Source organism: Streptosporangium amethystogenes, from assembly GCF_000721075.1.
GTDB classification, from domain to species: domain Bacteria; phylum Actinomycetota; class Actinomycetes; order Streptosporangiales; family Streptosporangiaceae; genus Streptosporangium; species Streptosporangium amethystogenes.
Window position 1 is genome coordinate 1 of sequence record NZ_JOEQ01000047.1, and the last position, 18,686, is coordinate 18,686.

An 18,686-nucleotide genomic window follows, 5' to 3' on the forward strand; every position below is an offset into this window, starting at 1 on the left:
AAGGACCTGAAGGACCGGCAGGACCCGCAGGCGCCGACGGCGCCCCCGGACCCGAAGGACCCGCAGGACCGGCAGGACCTGAAGGACCGGCAGGACCCGCAGGCGCCGACGGCGCCCCCGGACCCGAAGGACCCGCAGGACCGGCAGGACCCGCAGGCGCCGACGGCGCCCCCGGACCGGTAGGCGCCGACGGCGCCCCCGGACCGGAAGGACCCGCAGGACCGGCAGGTGCCGACGGCGCACCCGGACCCGAAGGACCCGCAGGACCGCAAGGACCTGAAGGCCCACAAGGACCACCCGGACCTGAAGGCCCGCAAGGACCGGAAGGCCCGCAAGGACCGCCCGGACCGCCCGGACCGGGAACTTTGAGCACCACGACGACCAGGCCACCGGTTATCAGGACGCCGATTATCACTGGCCCGGTCATCTGGACTCCCGTGCATGTCTGCACTCCTACGAAAATCTGCTGAGGTTCTCCAGGGATCTCGTGGAACAGGTCGATTGACACCTCCCGGCCCAGTGGTTCGCTCCGAAGGTCTCTAGGACCAAGAAAGCGGCGTTCGGGAACGGTTGCGCAGGACAGGTGGCCGTCGACTGACAGATAGAACCGACAGACGGAGAGGTACGGGGCGATGATGCCCCGTACCTCTCCGTCTGTCCGCCCCTACCGGAAGTTCTCACGCCCGATGGGTCACCTCCTCTTCCACAGGCCCGCGAATCGACACCGCCGGGCGTCGCAGCCTTCCGCTCCGATTACGCGATACGCCCCTGGACAGCGAGAAGTTTTCCTACAAGATTGGTTGGATATCGGTTCCGGCTACGAGTCCAGGAGTTCGCTGTGCCGCTCATCCAGCCTGACCCCACCTTCTACCCGTCCGCCCGCGAGGCCATGCTGGCCCCTCCGGAGGAGCTCGCCTACGTCGCCCTCCTCGACCCGGCCGGCGGCCGGCCCGATGGGCTCGCCACGATCGACCTCTCGGACGGATCGATCATCGATGTGCACGACATGTCCGTCCCCGGCGACGAGCTCCATCACTTCGGCTGGAACGTGTGCAGCGCGGCCCTGTGCCCGTACGCGCCACACCCGCACGTGGAAAGGCGCTACCTGGTCCTCCCCGGCCTGAGGTCCAGCCGGATCTACATCTTCGACGTCAAGGACGACCCCCGGCATCCCAAGCTCGTCAAGACGATCGAACCGGAGACGGTCTTCAAGAAGACCGGCTACAGCCGCCCGCACACCGTCCACTGCGGCACGGACGCCATCTATGTCAGCGCGCTCGGCAACGTGAACGGCGACGCGCCCGGCGGGGTGTTCACTCTCGACCACGACACCTTTGAGCCGAAGGGCCGCTGGGAGTCCGACCGGGGGTCACAGCGGCTGCACTACGACTTCTGGTGGCACCTCGGGCACGACACGATGATCACCAGTGAGTGGGGGACGCCCAACCAGATCGAGCCGGGCCCCTCGCTGGAGCTGCTGGTCGGCCGGCAGTACGGTCACCGGCTGCACGTCTGGGACCTGGCCAAGCGCAGGCATCTCCAGGAGATCGACCTGGGTGACCAGCATCAGATGGCCCTGGAACTCCGGCCCGCCCATGACCCCACCAAGACCCACGGCTTCGTCAACACGGTGATCAACGTCGAGGACCTGTCGGCCAACATCTTCACGTGGTACCTGGAGGACGACCTCTGGAAGGCCCGCAAGACGATCACAATTCCAGCCGAACCCGCCGACCCCGACCTGCTGCCCGAACCACTCAAGCAGTTCGGCGCGGTACCGCCGCTGGTCAGTGACATCTCGCTGACCCTCGACGACCGGATCCTGCTCGTCTCGGCCTGGGGCACCGGCGAGCTCAAGGCGTACGACGTCTCCGACCCGTTCGCCCCGCGCGAGACCGGATCGATCCGGATCGGCGGGATCGCCCGGCGCGACGCCCACCCTGCCGCTCCGGGCCGGGCGCTGAACGGCGGGCCGCAGATGGTCGAGGCCAGCAGGGACGGGCGGCGGGTCTATTTCACCAACTCGCTCTACCGGTCCTGGGACGACGTCTTCTACCCCGACGGCATCTCCAGTTGGATGGCGAAGGTGGACATCGCCGATGACGGTTCGATCGCGCTCGACCCCGGCTTCTTCGTCGACTTCGCCGCCGACGGCCGCCGTGCGCACCAGATCCGCCTGCAGGGCGGCGACTCCTCCTCCGACTCCTACTGCTTCCCCTAAAGGCCCGCCGATGGATCTGACCTCCCTGCTCGTCCTGGCCGGGTTCGGCGCCTTCCACGGCCTGAACCCGGCCATGGGCTGGCTCTTCGCGGTCGCGCTCGGCCTGCAGGAGCGCTCACGCGACGGAGTCCTCCGAGCGCTGCCACCCATCGTGTTCGGCCACGCGGGCTCGGTGCTGATCACGCTTGGGCTGGTGTCCGCGGCACGGCTCGCCGCCCCGCCGAAAGCGGTCTCGTACGGCGTGGCGGCCGTGGTGTGCGCCTTCGGCCTCTGGCGACTGCTGAAGCGACGCCATCCCCGCTGGGTCGGCATGAAGGTGACGAGGTGGCAACTGGCCGGGTGGTCGTTCCTGATGGCCACCGCGCACGGAGCGGGACTGATGGTGCTCCCGGTCACCCTGCTCGGCGGACACGAAGGCCATGGAGGTCACGGAGGCCATGACGCCGCCGCACTGGCCTCGCAGAGCCTACTGGCGACCGGGGTGCACACGGTGGCCATGCTGGTGACGACCACCGTCCTGGCCCTGGTCGTCTACGAACGGCTGGGGGTGTCGGTGCTCCGCAAGGCGTGGTTCAACCTCGACCTCGCCTGGGCCGTCGCCCTCATCGGGGCGGGCGCCTTCGCCGCGCTCACCTGACGTCACCCGCCACACCGAAGGTGAACCATCGTGCGGCGGCATGCGTGTTAGAAACATGCGCCGACTGTTTCCCGCACTGCTGGCCGTCGCCGTCCTGTCATCGTGCGCCATGGCCGGGCCCAACGTGATCACCGCTGAGGGGGTACAGCGGGAGGTCCCGGAGAACCCTCCGGTCGCGGAGACCGTGCATGGCCTGACGTCCTTCGGACATGCCCTGTTCACCGCGACCGCGATCCCCGGGGCCAACGCCGTCCTGTCGCCTCTGAGCATCGGCTACGCCTTCGGCCTGGCGAGGGCGGGGGCGGTCGCGGACACCGCGACCGAACTCGACAGAGTCTTCGGTTTCCCCTCGGCAGGACCGCATACCTCACTCAACGTGCTCACCAGGCAGATCATCACGACCGAGGACCCACCACCCCATCCTGCCCCGGACGCGGAGCGAGATGCCCGGGATACCCCCGCCCCCGCGGTCGTGGGCATGGCCAACGGGCTGTTCACCCAGGAAGGGCTGAGTGTCAGGGCGGAGTTCCTGCGCACGCTCGCGGCACAGTACGGCGCGGGTGTGCACCAGGTGGACTTCACCCGGGACGGCGCCAAGGTCATCGACGCCTGGGCCGAGGAGCGGACAGCCGGGCGGATCAGGAAGGTGTTCGACAACCTGAGCCCGCAGACCAGGCTGGTCATCGCCAACGCCGTATACCTCAGGGCCGAGTGGACGACACCGTTCGTCGAACCGCCCGAGGAAGGCGCCTCCTTCAGCCGCGCGGACGGCACGGCCGTGCGTACGGCCCTGATGCGCCGCGACGGAGTCCTCCCGTACGCGGCGGGGCCCGGCTGGCAGGCCGTGGAGTTGCGGTACGCCGGCGGTGACCTGGCCATGTGGGTTCTCGTCCCGCGAGCGGGCGGTTCTCCCGGCGATCTGCTCTCCCCCGCCGTGATGGCACGGGTGGCCGCCGGGCTCGGGGAACGGCCGGTGAGGCTCGCCATGCCACGCTGGGACTTCTCCACGAGCCTGGACCTGGCGGAGCCGCTCGGGAAGCTGGGACTGCGGGGAACCGACTACTCGGGCATCACCGACGGCGCCTCTCTTGAGCAGGCCGTCCACCGCGCCAACATCACGGTGAACGAGTGGGGCACCGAGGCCGCCGCCGTCACCGGCCTCGCCTTCCCCGTATCGGCCCCGGCCACGCCCGAGGCCGAAGTCCGCGCCGACCACCCGTTCGCCTTCGCGATCGTCCACCGGCCGACGCTGACCCCGCTGTTCATCGGCCAGGTCGGCGATCCGGCCGCCGGAAGCTGAGCCGAACCGGACGGTCAGGCCGGACGTCGGCCATCACGCCCGCAACGAGTCGACGAAATACGCCATTCCGGTCAGCCAGCGGTCGGGGTCTTCGGCCTTACGTCGGACGAAACCGGCGACCTCGGGGTGCGGGAAGATATGGAACCGCTCGGCGGCGAGGCCCTCGACCACCGCGTCGGCCACGGCCTCGGGGTCGAGGACGGGTCCCGACGCGCCCGCCGCCCTCGCGCTGAGATGGTCCGCGGCGACGCCGCGCTCGAACATGGCGGTGCGCACGCTCTGCGGGCAGAGCACGCTGACCCTGACGCCCCTGGTCGCGTAGTGGATGGACACCCACTCGGCGAAGGAGATCGCCGCCGACTTGGTCACGGCGTAGGGGGCGTCTCCGGGGCAGCTCACCAGCCCGGCCGCCGAACAGGTGTTGAGCAGGTAACCCTCACCGCGCTCGACCATCCCGGGCACGACCGCGCGTGCCGCGTAGACGTGGGCGAGGATGTTCACCGCTATCGTCCGGGTCCAGTCCGGACTCGTGGCGTCGAGCCCGCGGCCGGTGGTGACGCCGGCGTTGGAACAGAACAGGCCGACCGGGCCGAAGGCACTCTCGGCGGTGGTGACCAGGCCGCGCACGTCCTCCTCGACCGACACATCAGCCCGTACCGCGACCGCCCGGTCACCGATCTCCCTGGCCACCGCGGTCGCGCCCGCCGCGTCGATGTCGGCCACGACCACGCCTGCCGCCCCCTCGGCGGCGAACCTGCGGGCCATCGCCCGGCCGATCCCGCTCGAGGCCCCGGTCACCACCACGACCTTGTCCCGCACCCGCATGCAAGCTCCCTCGAACCGACCAGCCGGTCTCTGGGAACCTATTCCTACCCGTCAGTAGCCGTCAACGACGGCGCAGCACGAAGACACCCCAGCCGAGGTGTCGCCTGCCGTACTCGACATGCGAGCGGCGGCAGCGCTCCAGGAAGCCGCGCACTCCCTCGACGTCGGGATCGTCGGGATTGTCACGCAGCCAGTCGCTCAGCGTCCACCACTGGCTCGCCACGTAACGGTCCCAGCTGTCCTGGTCGGCGAGGACCATCTCCAGCACCTCGACCCCCGCCGCCTCGAATCTGTCGAAGGTCCCCGCCAACGAGGTGAAGTCGTCCGGCCCGAAGCCGAACGACTCGTATGCCGCCGCGGGCGGCTCGGAGTTCCAGTACGGCTCGCCGACGAGCAGGATCCCGTCCTCCTTCAGCGGGGGAAGCATCAGCTCGACCGTCCCCTCCAGCCCGTTGCCGATCCAGGTCGCCCCCAGGCAGGACACGACGTCGAACGTCCCCGGCTCCGCCGGGTAGGCCCCGGCGTCGCCCTTCACCAGGCGTACGCGATCGGCCACCCCGAGCTCCCCTGCCCTGGCACGCGCCGCGTCGAGGAAGACGTCGCTGATGTCGACCCCGACCCCCTCGATACCGTGGGCGAGAGACCATTGGCAGAGCATCTCCGCCTTGCCGCAGCACAGGTCGAGCAGGCGGGTTCCCCGCCGGAGCCTGGCGACCTCGCCGAGCAGCGCCAGCTTGTCGTTCGTGAACGGGTTGAGGATGCGGTGACCGTCCTCGGCGATCTCGTGAAAACGCAGTGACATGACCGCCATGTTTCCCGGGCGGGTAACAGCCGGACAACCGAGTTTCAGATGACGGTCACGCGCGCGATGACCAGATCGCTCGCCATGGTGGTCACGCCCGCACGCCATCGGGGATCTTGGCGGCAACCTGGCATCTGTCCCCGGTCCTTGGTCCGCGGTGGCCGGGGATCGGGGGTCACAGCTGCTCGGAGCCGGTGGACTCGGGGACACGGATGGTGACGCCGCCGGGCACGACCTTGGCCTTGAGCTTGGTGACGGCTCCCTTGGCACCACCGTCCAGCTCGTAGGTCATGGGGGAGCCGAACCTGGCGGTGATCTTGCGCGCCCGGGTCATCCGGACGAACGGCGACTCCTCGGACCGCCCCGTGCTCATCCGGCCGAGCACGCGGGCCCACTGGATCGGCCCATTCGCGGTGGTCACGCCGACCTCCAGCCATCCGTCATCGGGACGCGCGTCGTCGAACGCCTCGATGCCGCCGGTGATGGTGCCGATGTTGCCCAGCAGCAGGCAGCTGGCCTCGCCCTCGAACCACGTCACCCCGTCGATCCTGACCTCCATCGGCACCAGCTCCCCGCGGACGTGACGCAGGCCCGTCCAGACGTACGCCGCACGCCCCAGGCGGTCCTTCAAACCCCGGTCGGCCTCCTCCATCATCGCCGCGTCGAAGCCGACCCCGGCCATGACGGCGAAGTGCTCCCCGTTGACCTTCCCCAGGTCCAGTTTCCGGTTCTCGCCGTGGAACGCGACGTGTACGGCCTTGGGCAGGTCCTCGGGGATGCCCAGGTTCCGCGCGAAGAGGTTGCCCGTTCCCGCGGGGAGGATGCCGACCGTGACACTCGAGCCCGCGATCGCGTCCACGCAGCGCTGCACCATACCGTCACCGCCCCACACCAGGATCAGGTCGGCGCCCTCCTTCAGCGCCTTCCGCGCCTTCTTCGGCGCCTTCTTGCTCTTGGGCACCTCGTACCAGAGCAGCTCACCGACTCCCTCGTCTGCGAGGAGCCTGCGCAGCTCGTCCAACCCTCCGCCGAATGACTTCCGCTGGTGAGCGATCACCGCGACCGTGCCGACCTTCTGCTTCCGGGGCAGCATCTGACCTCCTGTAGCACCGTGCCGGATACGCTGACGGCTGCCCTCGCTCCGGAGCGGCAAACGTCACGCACCCCCAGCTCGTACCTGGTTTCCTCGTTTCCCGGCTGCTCGGCCGGTTCGGTCAATCGGTGATCAACCAGTCCCAGAAGTCACTATCGTCACAACCATGGAGCAACTGGCGTTCACCTCGACCACCCTGGTCAACTTCAAGGACAGGACCTACCGCTGGGTGGACGTGAAGCACTTCCGTATCGCTCCCGGACAGGGCGACGAACCGCTGCTCACCGCGCTGCTCTCACACCGGCTGTACCGGGACGACTACCTGGGCTCCGACTCCTGGAAGGGCGACGGATCGGTGCACGGCCCCTACCGCCTCGACGCGCTCTCGACCGCCTCCTTCGAGGACGTCGACGCGGAAACCGCCTCCGCCACGATCCGCATCTGGGCCGACAGGTACACCGATCTTCCCGAGACCGTCGCCCACGACCTGGAGAGCGAGGTCTACCGACTGATCCGCGCGGCCACCTCGCTCTACCGCCTCCGCGACCTCGACGAGGCGGCCCGCGACGACGACCTGGGATGGATCCTCGGCGAGTTCCACGAACTGGTCCTGATCGACCGGAACGAGGACTCCCTGGCCGTCATCGTCGCCTCCGACGACTGACCCCGCCCCCACCATCACCGAAGCAGGCCGTCGAGCCTCGATCGGCAGTCATCCGCCCCCCACCAGCGGAGCGTCGGCCACTGAACACGGATACCGATTCCCGGGCTTCGCCTTCTCGCCCTGCGACGAGCCTGGCCCCACCAGCCACGCCCACGGCCCACCGACAATGCGGAGACCGCACAACGCACGGCACTTCCCCGAGCGAAGCGAAAGGCCCGGGGGCGAAGCCCTCGCACCGTGGGGTTCGTCCCCCCGTGTGAACGACGAAGGGGCCCGCCGGAAGCAGACTTTCGTCTGCGAACAGCGAACCCCAGCCACCGAAGTGGAGCTATGGGGATTCGAACCCCAGACCTCCTCCATGCCATGGAGGCGCGCTACCAGCTGCGCCATAGCCCCTTGCGATGCAGATGAAATCTTAACCGACTTCGGACACCCCTCGCGCCATCAATCCGGACACGAGCGCGATGGCCGCCGACCCCAGAGCGCTCGCGGTGATGATCCCGAAGGAGATCACATAGGCGTCCCGGGACGGGACGGCGGTACCGGCGATGGTGATGGAGGTGAGGAGCGCGGCGGTCGCGGCGCCGGAGAGGCTGCCACCGATGGAGCGGACCAGGGAGTTGATACCGCTGGCGATGCCGCTCTGGTCCCTGGGCACGTGCTGCACGGCGAGCGCGCCCAGCGCCGCGTAGGCGACGCCGAAGCCCAGCCCCTGCACCGCGTTGGCACCGACCAGCTGGAGTACCGAGTCGTTGAAGAGGGTGAACCAGCCGAATCCGATCGCGCACAGGCCGGCGCCGAGGGCGAGGGAGTAGGCGGGGCCGAACCAGGCAGAGAGACGACCGGCCATGAAGGAGGAGAGCAGCATGGTCACAGTGCTGGGCAGGGCGTAGAGACCAACGTCGAGGACAGATCCCCCGAAACCATAACCGGCGGACGGGGGCGTCTGAATGAAGCTGGAGATCAGGGCGAAGGAGCCGAACATGGCGAAGCCCAGGAGCAGCGAGGCCAGGTTGGCCGGGAGGGAACGGCGGCCGACGAGCAGGTGGAGCCGTACCATCGGCGCCCGGAGCCGCAGCTGGCTGAAGACCCAGACGGCACCGAATCCGCCCGCGCCCGCGAACAGCCACAGGACGGCCCCCGAACCCCAGCCCCAGTCGTTGCCCTTGGAGATCGCCAGCAGCAGGCAGACGAGCCAGGCGGACAGCAGTGCCGCGCCGATGAGGTCGGGGCGGCCTCCCGCACCGGTTCCGCCGCCGGGGGCACTCAGCGCGATGAGGACGATCGCGATCACGCCGAGCCCAGCGGTGATCCAGAAGACCGGGTGGTGGCTGGGGGTACGGTCGGCGATCAGGCCGGTGACGATCATGCCGAGGCTGCCGCCGACGCCCATGGTGGCGCTGACCACCCCGATGGCCGTCATGACCCTGTCGGACGGGAAAGTGTCCTTGATCATGCCGATGGCCAGCGGCACCAGCGCCACCGACGCGCCCTGCAGGGCCCGTCCGGCGATCAGTACGGGAAAGGAACCGGACAGGGCACAGACCAGCGAACCCAGGACGAGCAGGCCGACCGTGAACAGGATCATCCGCTTCTTGCCGTACATGTCGCCGAGGCGCGACAGCAGCGGCGTGGCCACCGCGGCGGCGAGCAGCGAGGCGGTGAAGACCCAGGTGACCTCGGCCACCGACACGCCGAAGGTGGCCATCAGCCGGGGCAGCAGCGGGATGACCACGGTCTGCTGGACGGAGACGACCATTCCCGCCGCGGAGAGCGCCACCAGGGTCAACCAGAGATGTCTGCTCTGTTGCGCGGCACCCGCTTCGGCGACGATCGTTCCCGTCACTGCACACTCCTTCACTGCCGACTTCTGCTCTCGCATGGTAAGGCGAGGCAGTAAACAGCCGTTTACCGGGCCATGTCACACCGGAGGGCCGTGATACGTCTATGCCCCTATGCGCCGTACATCGCCAACCACGGCTCCCTGCCTTCCCCGTCTCCGACCTGGACGAGGGCGGCTTCATGGAGCAGTACGGTCTGGCGGCCCCCTCCTGATCACGGCGGAATCCGCCCTGCGGGCCACCCGGAACTGACGACTGCGCCGACACGGCCTGTGCCGCCCCCGAGAGGGCACAGGCCGTGCCGGCGAGGGAGGGTCAGCGCGCCAGAGCCCGCTCATCCTCCAGGTAACCCGGCCGCCCGGCGTACCAGCCGGCCACGAACTGCAGCGCGACCACCCCGAGCAGCAGCAGGAACGGCAGCGTCCAGCCGCCGGTCGACTCGTGCGCGAAGCCGATGACCAGGGGCCCGGCGCCCGCGATGAGATATCCGGTGCTCTGCCCGAAGGCCGACAACGCGGCTGTCGCCTCGGGGGTGCGGGTGCGCATGGCGAGCATGGTGAGCGCGAGCGGGAAGGACCCCATCCCGATGCCGACCAGGCTCGCGAAGAGCCACGCCAGGCCGACGGGCGCGAGCCAGAGACCGAGGAAGCCGGCGACGTAGAAGACCACGAAGGCGACGACCACGGGCCGCTGGTCGGAGAACTTCGACGCCGTCCAGGGCACGAGGAGCGAGATCGGGATACCGATTGCGGTGAAGACACCCAGCACCAGACCCGCCTGCCCGCTGCTGTAGCCACCATCGATGAGGATCTTCGGCAGGAAGCCGAACATGATGTAGGCGACCATGCTCTGGGTGCCGAAGTAGGCGGCGACCGCCCAGGCCAGCCTGCTGCGGAGCAGGGCACGGGCACTCGTTCCCTCGCCCGCGCCGCGCCGCTCCGGCTCACTGCGCGCGAGCGCAAGCCACGGAATGGCGGCGACGGCGGCGAGCGCCCCCCACACCCCGAGGGCAACGTGCCAGTTGCCGTCGGTGGCCTGCTGGATGGGCACGGTCGCGGCGGCCGCGAGCATCGTGCCCACCGCGAGGGCCGTGGTGTAGACGGTGGTCATGGTCCCGGCCCTGCCGGGGAAGTGGCGCTTGATCAGGCTGGGGATGAGCACGTTGCCCACCGCTCCGCCCGACAGCGCCAGGGCACTGCTGTAGAGGAACACCTCGGCCGAGCCCACCATCGAGCGGATGAGCAGGCCGGCGCCCAGGACGATGAGGGCGAGGAGCAGGAGGCGGTGCTCGCCGACCTTCCTGGCCAGCGCCGGGGTCAACGCTCCGACCGAGGCGAAGATGAGCACGGGAAGCGTGGTGAGCAGCCCGACTCCGAGGGCGGTCATGCCGAGGCCGGAGGTTATCTGGTCGAGAACCGGCCCGACGCTCGTGACGGCGGTGCGCAGGTTCAGCGCCGCGAGAACGATTCCCAGCACGAGCAACCAGGCGAGAGATCCTGTCGTTCCACCGGTGCGGCCCCTGGTCTGATGGGTTAGCACGCTCATGCTGGTTTCAGTCCTCCTCAGTGGTTTCATCCAATCGTAGGATGATTGGCTGACCACAACTTTAACAGGACTGAAACATCCGTTTGTTCCTGACCAACGTGCCGGGTCGGAGGTGATCGAAAATTGCTGACAATATGAAAGCCGGGTCACGCATCCCTTTACAGGGCGTGACCCGGCTCTCTCGCGCACCGGCGTGTCCCCGGCTCCGATGCCAGAGAGCCCGGACGGTCAGAACACCGGACACCTGAGGCCACACCGGGCGAGCCTGCGAGCCGGGCGAACCTCAGACATCAGGTGATCGTCCCGGACTCACGAGCGTCAGATGCGCGGCCCCGGGGTGAGCGGCGGCTCCTCGCCGAGCCGGCGGCCGACCGGCGGCAGCGGTTCACCGCCGGGAGGCGGAAGCGCGGACTCCGGCGGGTAACCCTGGCCCACGGTGCGCGGAGGTGCGGGCTCGTCAGAACCGTAGCCACCTGTCGTGCCGGTGCCGCCGACACGGGCGCCGTGCTCGTGCGGTCCCGGCACATCCCCGCGCCAGGCGCCGGTCTCGCCGCCGCGCGACTCGATGAAGGTCTTGAAACGCTCCAGATCACCGCGGACCCGCAGGCGGACGATCTGCAGCCAGTCGCCGACGGTCTCGACGAACCCCTCGGGGTCGTACTCCATCTGGAGCGTGACCCGGGTGGTGTCCGGACCGAGGTGATGGAAGGTCACCACACCGGCCTGGTGCGGCCGCTCGACCGATCTCCAGGCCACCCGCTCGTCGGGGTGCTGCTCGGTTATCTCCGCCTGGAACTCACGGCGGACCCCCGCGATCTCGACGACCCACGCGGTACGCGTGTCGCTGAGCTGCTTGATCGACTCCACGCCTTCCATGAATTCGGGAAAGCTCTCGAACTGGGTCCACTGGTTGTACGCGGTCTGGATCGGTACGTTGACGTCGACTGACTGTTCAATCGAACTCATGACCGTGCCTCCCTTGTGGTTTGGTCGGTTCGGGAGGCAGACCTGCCCGGTACGGGCCGGACCTAACTAACGGCGCCGCAGAAGCCAGTAAAGCCCCAGGACCGGCAGCACAAACGGGATGAAGAGATATCCGCTTCCGTAACCCGACCAGACTGTGGCACGCGGGAACGCCTCTGGATAGACCATGCTGAGCGTGCCGACGATGAGCACCCCGGCCAGCTCGATCCCGCAGGCGACCAGCGCCAGGGTCCGGTCTCCCCTGGCCAGCGCGACGGTGAGCACGATGTAGACGGCGGCGGCGAACGCCGACAGCCAGTAGGCCAGCGGGGCCTCCTGCAGACGCGTCGCGATCTGCACCGCCGCGCGGGCCCCCGCGGCCAGGGCGAACACCCCGTAGACCGCCACCAGCGCGCGGCCGGGTCCGCTGCCGATCGCCGGCTCGCTCACGGCATCCCCTGCCAGACCTGGAGCAGCCGCCCGACCATGCCGGGAATCGCGAAGCCCGCCACCGCGATCACCGCGGGACCCCAGCGTGAGCGCTCGCCGATCCCCCAGAAGGCCGCCGCCGGCGGAATCACCACACTGCCCGCCAGGTAGCCGATGAGCGTGGCCGAGCTCGCCGGCCCCTCGCCCCGCACCATCGCGGCGATCACGAACCCGGCCTGGACCAGCAGCCCCACCTCCAGCACCCCGAGCGCGACGAGAAGCACGGTGCCCATCGCTCTGTTCCGCATGGTGGTCAGGAGGCCGACCAGACCGATCGCCAGAGAGAACAGGATCAGGCCGGTCGCGAGCGGGCCGATCATCGAGACCGCAGGGGATCGAAAGGCATGAGCAGTAGGGTACTGCCCGCCCCCCTCGCCCCCTCCCGCACGGCGCCTATTCTGAGACCGTGGAAAAGATCCTGGTCAGCGCCTGCCTGATGGGGCGGAAGGTCCGTTACGACGGGTCCGCCAAGACGAGCGGCGACGCCCTGCTGACCGCGTGGCGGCGCCAGGGGCGGCTCGTCCCGTTCTGCCCGGAGGTCGGGGGCGGCCTGCCCGTCCCACGCCCCGCCGCGGAGATCGAGGGCGGTGCCGGGGGCGCGGCGGTGCTCTCCGGGGCGGCCCGGGTGCTGACCGCCGGGGGTACCGACGTCACGGCCGCCTTCCTCGCCGGCGCTCAGGCGGCGCTCGCCGTCGCCAGGTCCTTCGAGGTGAAGGTGGCGATCCTGAAGGAGGGCAGCCCCTCCTGCGGCAGCCTGACCGTCTACGACGGCACCTTCACCGGTCGGCGGGCCCCCGGCCACGGAGTCACCTCGGCCCTGCTCGAACTGCACGGCATCATGGTCTTCGGCGAGGATCGCATCGCCGAGGCCGCCGCACGACTGCGCGAGATCGGCGAATCCTAGTATTCCCACAGGTCCGTACGGCTCTCCCCGCCGATGCAGAAGACCGCCGAGCCGTGCTCTCCCCTGACCAGGTCGACCCGGATCCACCCGGTGGCCGAGGCGACCTTGGCCTCGTAGCCCGCGTTGGGGGCCGCGGCGATCAGACGGCACACACCGTTCTCGATGGCGAACGAGACCGAACCGCCCTTGACGTTCACCACGCGCAGGTTTTCGGTCGAGATCGACCTGGTCCTGGTGACCGTCGGCTTGGGCGCGGTGGGCGACGGCGCGCCGGATCCGGACGGCGAGAGGGACGGCACCGACCGGGAGAGTCCGGCGTCCCGCGTGCGCACCGGCGCGGCCGTCCTCGACGGTGAACGGGCCGGCTGCGATCCGGTGGTGTCCCGCGTGGGCTGAACGAGACGAGGCGCCGGGGTACGGACGGGTTCCGAGGAGGCCGTCGGCACGCCGATGACCTGCGGTCCCGTCGGCGCCCCCGCGGGAAGCCGCGAGTCTCCGGTACGGCCGACGGCGGCGTTGAGGGGCTCGATGCTCGCGTCCTCGAAGACCTCGCTGCGGAGCACGTCGCGGACGCCGAACCAGGCGACCGAGACCGCCAGGACGGTGGCCCCACACCACACCGCTATGAACCCCAGCGTTTGCCGCATGTCACGGATTATTACGTCATATGCCCCATGACTCACTACCGTTACAAGACATGGCGATAGTTCTGGTGGTCGAAGACGACGAGTACGTACGATCCGCGATCATTCAGGAACTCAGCAGGCGCCAGCATGCCGTGCGCAGCGCGGGACGTGCCCTCGACGCCCTGAGGGAGATCACCCAGAACCCCCCGGACGCGGTGGTCCTCGACCTCGGGCTACCCGACCTGGACGGGGCGGAGGCTCTCAAGATGGTCCGCAGCGTGTCCAGCGTCCCCGTCATCATCGCCACGGCCAGGGACAACGAAGCGGAGATCGTCCGTCTGCTCCAGGCGGGGGCCGACGACTATCTGGTGAAGCCGTTCTCCGGCGACCACCTGAACGCCCGTCTGGACGCCGTGTTGCGCCGGGCGCGGAGCGCGACCCCACCGCCGCTGCTGTGCGTCGGCGCGCTGTCGGTGGACCTGAACCGGCGCGAGGCCCAACTGGACGGTGCCCCTCTCACCCTCACCAGGCGCGAGTTCGACCTCCTCGCCTACCTCGCCGCCCGCGCCGACCGGGTGGTCTCCCGCAAGGAGTTGCTCACCGAGGTGTGGCAGCAGTCCTACGGCGACGACCAGACGATCGACGTCCACCTGTCGTGGCTGCGGCGCAAACTCGGCGAGAGCGCGTCCTCCCCCCGCTACCTGCACACCGTACGCGGCGTGGGGGTCATGTTGATCACACCGCCGTGAGACGGACCCTGGCCCTGCTCACTGTCGCCGGGACCTCGATGGTCGCCCTGGCCTTCCTGATCCCGCTCGGGCTCATCGTCAGGGAGATCGCCCACGGCCGGGCCATGGCCGAGGCGGAACGGCAGGCGTCGGCTCTGGTCCCGGTGCTGGCCATCACCGTCGAGGAGAGCCGGCTCACCCACGCGCTGCTCAACACGGGTGCGCAGGACCGGATCGCGGTCCACCTGCCCGGTGGCGGCTCAGTCGGCACCGTCAGGGCCCCCGCCGAGACCGTGGCCGCCGCCTCCCGGCTGACCAGGGCCATCACCGCGGAGATGGACACCGGCTACCTTCTGCTGCGCCCGGTCGCCCTGGAGGGCGGGCGGACCGTGGTCATTGAGATCTTCATCCCCTCGGACGACCTCACCCGGGGCGTCGCCGCGTCGTGGGCCGTGCTGAGCGGGGTGGCGGCGGTGCTCGTCGCCGGCTCTCTGCTGGTCGGCGACCGGCTGGGCGTCCGGGTGGTGCGTTCGGCCCGGCGCCTGGGCAGGGCGGCGAGCGCGCTGGGCGCCGGAGATCTCAGCGTCCGCATCGAGCCGGAGGGCCCACCCGAGCTGGTCGCGGCCGGTGAGGCGTTCAACAGCATGGCCGACCGCGTGGTCCAGCTCCTGGCCGCAGAGCGGGAGATGGCCGCCGACCTGTCGCACCGCCTGCGCACACCTCTCACCGCGCTCCGGCTCAGCCTGGACCACCTGGGACCCGAGGCCGAACAGAGCAGGAGCGCGCTGGGCCGCCTGGAGGTGGAGGTGGACCAGATCATCTCGGCGGCCAGGCAACCCTCCCTGGCACCGGAGCTCGTCCACTGTGACGCCGCCGAGGTACTGCGCGAGCGGCTGACCTTCTGGTCCGCCCTGGCCGAGGACCAGCAACGCGCCTGGGAGTGGATCGGCGCCTCGACCCCCACCCGGGTCCCGGTCGCGGCAGGAGAGCTCAACGCCGTGCTGGACGCCCTGCTCGGCAACATCTTCCGGCACACCCCCGAGGGCACGGCGTTCACGGTGACCCTGCACCAGGGCTCGGGCACCGTCGGCATACTGATCGCCGACGCCGGCCCCGGGATCCCCGACCCGGAGGCGGCGCTGCGGCGCGGGAGCAGCGGCGCGGGATCCACCGGGCTGGGCCTGGACATCGCCCGCCGGCTCGCCGAGTCCACCGGCGGCACGCTGCGGATCGACGCCTCCTCCCTCGGCGGCGCCAGGGTCCAGCTCTGGTTCCGCACCGACCGGCACGATCGGCCCCCGCGCATCACCCGACGCCTGGTCCGCGGCCGCTGGTTCCGCGGGAACGCAGCGCGTTGAACAGCCCGCTGAAGGTCACCGTCATGCTCGGCGAGGGACTGCCGGAGTTCGCGTGACAGGCCTGTCTCTTCCCTTTTGCGGTTCCGGCCCTGGAAACGGGCAGGACCTCGCCTCGTTCAGGGGAGGCGAGAAGCCGCCTCCATCGGGGAGCGGAGAAATCAGGCATTGGTTAGATCACACGTAAGCACGCCTTAAAAGCGGTTAAAGCCTGCTGCTTCGCCATTCCGGCTGCACGATCATGAGGGAGCGCGGCAGGGATCGCGTACGGCACCCGCGTCCGTGATCCCCCGCTCGTCTCACCGGGTCGGCCTCACGTTCAGACGGAGGGCGCGCGGCCGGCCCGGCAAGACGCGCCGGGATCCGCGACCAGAAACGAAAACCGCCTCTGGCCTGCACAAAAGTGCAGGCCAGAGGCGGTTTAGCGGTGGAGCTATGGGGATTCGAACCCCAGACCTCCTCCATGCCATGGAGGCGCGCTACCAGCTGCGCCATAGCCCCTGGTCACCGCTTCGAGTGCTCTCGTCGCGGCGCTTGGGAAGCATATAAGGACACCGACATGTTCACCTAATCGACGGCCACACGGCCCGCGCCCGCCACCGGGGCGCAAGCCGCACCGGCGAGGTCACTCCTGGGTGGCCTCGGGGCTGTCGTCGCTGCTGACCGGCTCGGGGAGGGTCCCGGCGTTGTGCTCCAGCAGGCGCCATCCCTTGCGCGACTCCTCCAGCACCGACCACGAACAGTTTCCCAGGCCCCCCAGGGCGGGCCAGAGCTCCTGCGGCAGGTTCATGAGTTTGGCGATGCCGAGCCGGATCGCCGCCCCGTGGGAGGCGACGACGAGCAGGCCGTCGGAGTCGACCTGCGCGGCCCAGCGGCGTACCGCCGACGCCACCCTGTCGGCGACGTCGCCGACCTCCTCGCCGCCCGGCGCCTCCCAGGCCGCGAACTCCCTGGGCCAACCCGTGGAGATCTCCTCCCGGGTGAGCCCTTCCCACTGCCCGCCGCCCCGCTCCCGCAGATCCTTGTCGACCATGACATTCAGGCCGGTGACGCGGGCCAGTGCCGAGGCCGTGTCGAAGGCCCGTTGGAGATCGGAGGACACGATCATGCTCGGGCGGAGCGCGGCGAGCAGCGAGGCCGCACGGGCCGCCTGCGCGATGCCGGTCTCGTCAAGCGGGATGTCGCTGTGGCCCTGGAAGCGGTGCTCGACATTCCACAGCGTCTGACCATGTCTGAGGCAGACGACGCGACGGCTCACTCAGCTACCGCCCCGCGGGCACGCTGAGCGGCGACCTGGGTCACGCTGTCCGGCAGCGCGATGGAGGGGCAGTCCTTCCACAGGCGTTCGAGCGCGTAGAAGGTGCGGTCTTCCTCGTGCTGGACGTGCACGACGATGTCGATGTAGTCCAGCAGGACCCAGCGGCCCTCGCGCTCGCCTTCGCGGCGGACGGGCTTGGCGTCGGCCTCGATCCGCAGCCGATCCTCGATCTCGTCGACGATGGCGCGGACCTGGCGGTCGTTGGTGGCGGAGCAGAGCACGAACGCGTCGGTGATGACGAGCTGGTCGCTCACGTCATAGGCGAGGATGTCATCGGCCAGCTTGTCCGCCGCCGCCTCGGCGGCGAGCCTGACGAGCTGGATGGATCTGTCGGTTGCTGTCACGGTGTGGGTCAGTCCTCCTACTAGTCGGCGCTGTCACCTATCAGGGTGCCCGATTCGGCGCTCATTGAAGAGCCACCGTTTGAACAACGCCTATCGTGGGCCGCCCGATTCCGTACCGCAAACGGATTGGCGGTCTGATCGGGGGCTTGGCGCGCGGTCGGGGCCGCGCTTGCCGATCTCGGGTGGGACGGGCAGGTGCCCGGGTCATTCGGCGATCAAACCGGCTGAGCTGTGGATACCCGCCCCACGCAAACTTCTCGAATCATAGCGAAACGTGTTCTAACTTGCGCCATTTCTGCAGATCATCGCGATTCACCGAATCTCTTCCGGCCTGCCCTGTCCCACCCGCCGGGGCCGCTCCCCCTCAGATGACGCCCTGCCGTAGAGGCCACGCTTGTTGATGTACTGGACGATGCCGTCGGGCACGAGGTACCAGATGGGCTCCCCTGCGGCCACCCGCTCGCGGCACTCCGACGACGAGATGGCCAGCGCCGGGATCTCCACCAGGCTGACCTTGCCCTCGGGAAGGCCAGGGTCGTGCAGGACGTGGCCGGGCCTGGTGGCGCCCACGAAATGCGCGATGGTGAACAGCTCGTCGACGTCGCGCCAGCTCAGGATCTGGGCCAGGGCATCGGCGCCGGTGATGAAGTAGAGATCGACGTCGGGCCCCCAGGCAGAGGAGATCTCCCGGAGCGTGTCGATGGTGAAGGTCGGCCCCGGGCGGTCGATGTCGACGCGGCTCACCGAGAAGCGAGGGTTGGACGCGGTCGCGATGACCGTCATGAGATAGCGGTCCTCCGCGGCGGAGACGGTCCTGTCGGCTTTCTGCCAGGGCCGTCCCGTCGGCACGAAGACCACCTCGTCGAGGTCGAAATGGTGGGCGACCTCACTGGCCGCGACCAGGTGACCATGGTGGATCGGATCAAAGGTCCCGCCCATGACGCCCAGGCGCCGCTTCCCCCGACCGGTAGGCGCGTTCATCATGAAACGGACCATACGCGCAAGCCGTACAGAGCTTTTAATCACCCCCC

20 protein-coding genes, 2 tRNA genes and 1 pseudogene are annotated in these 18,686 nt (G+C 69.3%); 9 read left to right on the top strand and 14 right to left on the bottom strand.

The genetic code is table 11. The annotated features are described in order from the left end of the window. From IG98_RS53935 to IG98_RS0139400, 5 genes and pseudogenes are all read left to right on the top strand, one after another. A pseudogene (locus IG98_RS53935) lies at positions 1–183 on the top strand (DNA primase); the annotation flags it as partial. Between the two features lie 45 nt (positions 184–228). Then, positions 229–369 (top strand): hypothetical protein, encoded by a 141-nt coding sequence (locus tag IG98_RS53940; protein ID WP_245651908.1) that lies wholly within the window; start codon positions 229–231, stop codon positions 367–369. Between the two features lie 469 nt (positions 370–838). Then, entirely contained in the window at positions 839–2,221 is a 1,383-nt protein-coding gene (locus IG98_RS0139390) for a selenium-binding protein SBP56-related protein (protein ID WP_030924711.1), read from the top strand. Positions 2,222–2,231: 10 nt separating this feature from the next. After that, positions 2,232–2,858, top strand: coding sequence for a hypothetical protein (locus IG98_RS0139395; RefSeq protein WP_030924714.1), 627 nt, complete (start codon positions 2,232–2,234; stop codon positions 2,856–2,858). Between the two features lie 40 nt (positions 2,859–2,898). Further along, entirely contained in the window at positions 2,899–4,158 is a 1,260-nt protein-coding gene (locus IG98_RS0139400; RefSeq protein WP_084195986.1) for a serpin family protein, read from the top strand. A gap of 33 nt (positions 4,159–4,191) precedes the next feature. Here IG98_RS0139400 and IG98_RS0139405 read toward each other — a convergent pair whose 3' ends face one another. The 3 genes from IG98_RS0139405 to IG98_RS0139415 all read right to left on the bottom strand — a co-directional run bounded on the left by IG98_RS0139405 (position 4,192) and on the right by IG98_RS0139415 (position 6,878). Beyond that, positions 4,192–4,983, bottom strand: a complete 792-nt coding sequence (locus tag IG98_RS0139405) for an SDR family oxidoreductase (protein ID WP_030924721.1) — start codon at positions 4,981–4,983, stop codon at positions 4,192–4,194. Positions 4,984–5,044: 61 nt separating this feature from the next. Next, a complete protein-coding gene (locus tag IG98_RS0139410; protein WP_030924724.1) occupies positions 5,045–5,785 on the bottom strand; it encodes an SAM-dependent methyltransferase in 741 nt (246 codons plus the stop codon). Between the two features lie 175 nt (positions 5,786–5,960). Beyond that, on the bottom strand, positions 5,961–6,878 hold the full coding sequence (locus IG98_RS0139415; protein ID WP_030924726.1) for a diacylglycerol/lipid kinase family protein: 918 nt from the start codon (positions 6,876–6,878) through the stop codon (positions 5,961–5,963). 166 nt (positions 6,879–7,044) lie between these two features. Between IG98_RS0139415 and IG98_RS0139420 the strand changes: the two genes are divergently transcribed. After that, positions 7,045–7,542 carry a hypothetical protein gene (locus IG98_RS0139420; protein WP_030924730.1) on the top strand — a complete coding sequence of 166 codons (498 nt, stop codon included), beginning with the start codon at positions 7,045–7,047 and terminating at the stop codon, positions 7,540–7,542. 323 nt (positions 7,543–7,865) lie between these two features. Here IG98_RS0139420 and IG98_RS0139425 read toward each other — a convergent pair. From IG98_RS0139425 to IG98_RS0139450, 6 genes are all read right to left on the bottom strand, one after another. Beyond that, a tRNA-Ala gene (locus IG98_RS0139425) sits at positions 7,866–7,938 on the bottom strand. 19 nt (positions 7,939–7,957) lie between these two features. Continuing rightward, positions 7,958–9,388 carry an MFS transporter gene (locus IG98_RS0139430; RefSeq protein ID WP_030924733.1) on the bottom strand — a complete coding sequence of 477 codons (1,431 nt, stop codon included), beginning with the start codon at positions 9,386–9,388 and terminating at the stop codon, positions 7,958–7,960. A 310-nt stretch (positions 9,389–9,698) separates the two neighbouring features. Continuing rightward, complete coding sequence (locus tag IG98_RS0139435; protein ID WP_030924735.1) at positions 9,699–10,928, bottom strand: CynX/NimT family MFS transporter; 1,230 nt, start codon at positions 10,926–10,928, stop codon at positions 9,699–9,701. 318 nt (positions 10,929–11,246) lie between these two features. Then, positions 11,247–11,894, bottom strand: a complete 648-nt coding sequence (locus tag IG98_RS0139440) for an SRPBCC family protein (RefSeq protein WP_030924738.1) — start codon at positions 11,892–11,894, stop codon at positions 11,247–11,249. Between the two features lie 66 nt (positions 11,895–11,960). Next, positions 11,961–12,341, bottom strand: coding sequence for a hypothetical protein (locus IG98_RS0139445; protein ID WP_030924741.1), 381 nt, complete (start codon positions 12,339–12,341; stop codon positions 11,961–11,963). Continuing rightward, entirely contained in the window at positions 12,338–12,700 is a 363-nt protein-coding gene (locus tag IG98_RS0139450) for a hypothetical protein (protein ID WP_030924744.1), read from the bottom strand. Before IG98_RS0139450 ends, IG98_RS0139445 begins: the two co-directional genes overlap by 4 nt. Positions 12,701–12,786: 86 nt before the next feature. Between IG98_RS0139450 and IG98_RS0139455 the strand changes: the two genes are divergently transcribed. Next, the gene (locus IG98_RS0139455; protein WP_030924747.1) at positions 12,787–13,284 is read left to right on the top strand and encodes a 2-thiouracil desulfurase family protein; all 498 of its coding nucleotides are present in this window, start codon (positions 12,787–12,789) and stop codon (positions 13,282–13,284) included. Here IG98_RS0139455 and IG98_RS0139460 read toward each other — a convergent pair. Continuing rightward, positions 13,281–13,931, bottom strand: coding sequence for a hypothetical protein (locus IG98_RS0139460; protein ID WP_030924751.1), 651 nt, complete (start codon positions 13,929–13,931; stop codon positions 13,281–13,283). The two genes, IG98_RS0139455 and IG98_RS0139460, sit on opposite strands and share 4 nt — an antisense overlap. 50 nt (positions 13,932–13,981) lie before the next feature. Here IG98_RS0139460 and IG98_RS0139465 point away from each other — a divergent pair, with 50 nt between their 5' ends. Then, a complete protein-coding gene (locus IG98_RS0139465) occupies positions 13,982–14,659 on the top strand; it encodes a response regulator transcription factor (RefSeq protein WP_030924752.1) in 678 nt (225 codons plus the stop codon). Continuing rightward, the gene (locus tag IG98_RS0139470; protein WP_030924754.1) at positions 14,656–15,996 is read left to right on the top strand and encodes a sensor histidine kinase; all 1,341 of its coding nucleotides are present in this window, start codon (positions 14,656–14,658) and stop codon (positions 15,994–15,996) included. The genes IG98_RS0139465 and IG98_RS0139470 overlap by 4 nt, the downstream gene beginning before the upstream one ends. 425 nt (positions 15,997–16,421) lie before the next feature. On the opposite strand, the gene IG98_RS0139475 is transcribed toward IG98_RS0139470, so the two are convergent. The 4 genes from IG98_RS0139475 to nadD all read right to left on the bottom strand — a co-directional run bounded on the left by IG98_RS0139475 (position 16,422) and on the right by nadD (position 18,639). Beyond that, positions 16,422–16,494: transfer RNA gene (locus IG98_RS0139475), tRNA-Ala, on the bottom strand. A 124-nt stretch (positions 16,495–16,618) separates the two neighbouring features. Beyond that, positions 16,619–17,251 (bottom strand): histidine phosphatase family protein, encoded by a 633-nt coding sequence (locus tag IG98_RS0139480; protein WP_030924757.1) that lies wholly within the window; start codon positions 17,249–17,251, stop codon positions 16,619–16,621. Next, complete coding sequence (rsfS, locus tag IG98_RS0139485) at positions 17,248–17,655, bottom strand: ribosome silencing factor (protein WP_030924760.1); 408 nt, start codon at positions 17,653–17,655, stop codon at positions 17,248–17,250. The genes IG98_RS0139480 and rsfS overlap by 4 nt, the downstream gene beginning before the upstream one ends. A gap of 312 nt (positions 17,656–17,967) precedes the next feature. Continuing rightward, entirely contained in the window at positions 17,968–18,639 is a 672-nt protein-coding gene (gene nadD / locus IG98_RS0139490; RefSeq protein WP_211264306.1) for a nicotinate-nucleotide adenylyltransferase, read from the bottom strand. Between the last annotated feature and the right edge of the window lie 47 nt (positions 18,640–18,686).

What these genes read in the sequence shown, in the direction of transcription:
- IG98_RS0139395 (WP_030924714.1), top strand. Translation starts at nt 2,232, where the DNA reads ATGGATCTGACCTCCCTGCTCGTCCTGGCCGGGTTCGGCGCCTTCCAC.
- IG98_RS0139400 (WP_084195986.1), top strand. Translation starts at nt 2,899, where the DNA reads ATGCGTGTTAGAAACATGCGCCGACTGTTTCCCGCACTGCTGGCCGTC.
- IG98_RS0139405 (WP_030924721.1), bottom strand. Translation starts at nt 4,983, where the DNA reads ATGCGGGTGCGGGACAAGGTCGTGGTGGTGACCGGGGCCTCGAGCGGG.
- IG98_RS0139410 (WP_030924724.1), bottom strand. Translation starts at nt 5,785, where the DNA reads ATGTCACTGCGTTTTCACGAGATCGCCGAGGACGGTCACCGCATCCTC.
- IG98_RS0139415 (WP_030924726.1), bottom strand. Translation starts at nt 6,878, where the DNA reads ATGCTGCCCCGGAAGCAGAAGGTCGGCACGGTCGCGGTGATCGCTCAC.
- IG98_RS0139420 (WP_030924730.1), top strand. Translation starts at nt 7,045, where the DNA reads ATGGAGCAACTGGCGTTCACCTCGACCACCCTGGTCAACTTCAAGGAC.
- IG98_RS0139435 (WP_030924735.1), bottom strand. Translation starts at nt 10,928, where the DNA reads ATGAGCGTGCTAACCCATCAGACCAGGGGCCGCACCGGTGGAACGACA.
- IG98_RS0139440 (WP_030924738.1), bottom strand. Translation starts at nt 11,894, where the DNA reads ATGAGTTCGATTGAACAGTCAGTCGACGTCAACGTACCGATCCAGACC.
- IG98_RS0139450 (WP_030924744.1), bottom strand. Translation starts at nt 12,700, where the DNA reads ATGATCGGCCCGCTCGCGACCGGCCTGATCCTGTTCTCTCTGGCGATC.
- IG98_RS0139460 (WP_030924751.1), bottom strand. Translation starts at nt 13,931, where the DNA reads ATGCGGCAAACGCTGGGGTTCATAGCGGTGTGGTGTGGGGCCACCGTC.
- IG98_RS0139465 (WP_030924752.1), top strand. Translation starts at nt 13,982, where the DNA reads ATGGCGATAGTTCTGGTGGTCGAAGACGACGAGTACGTACGATCCGCG.
- nadD (WP_211264306.1), bottom strand. Translation starts at nt 18,639, where the DNA reads ATGATGAACGCGCCTACCGGTCGGGGGAAGCGGCGCCTGGGCGTCATG.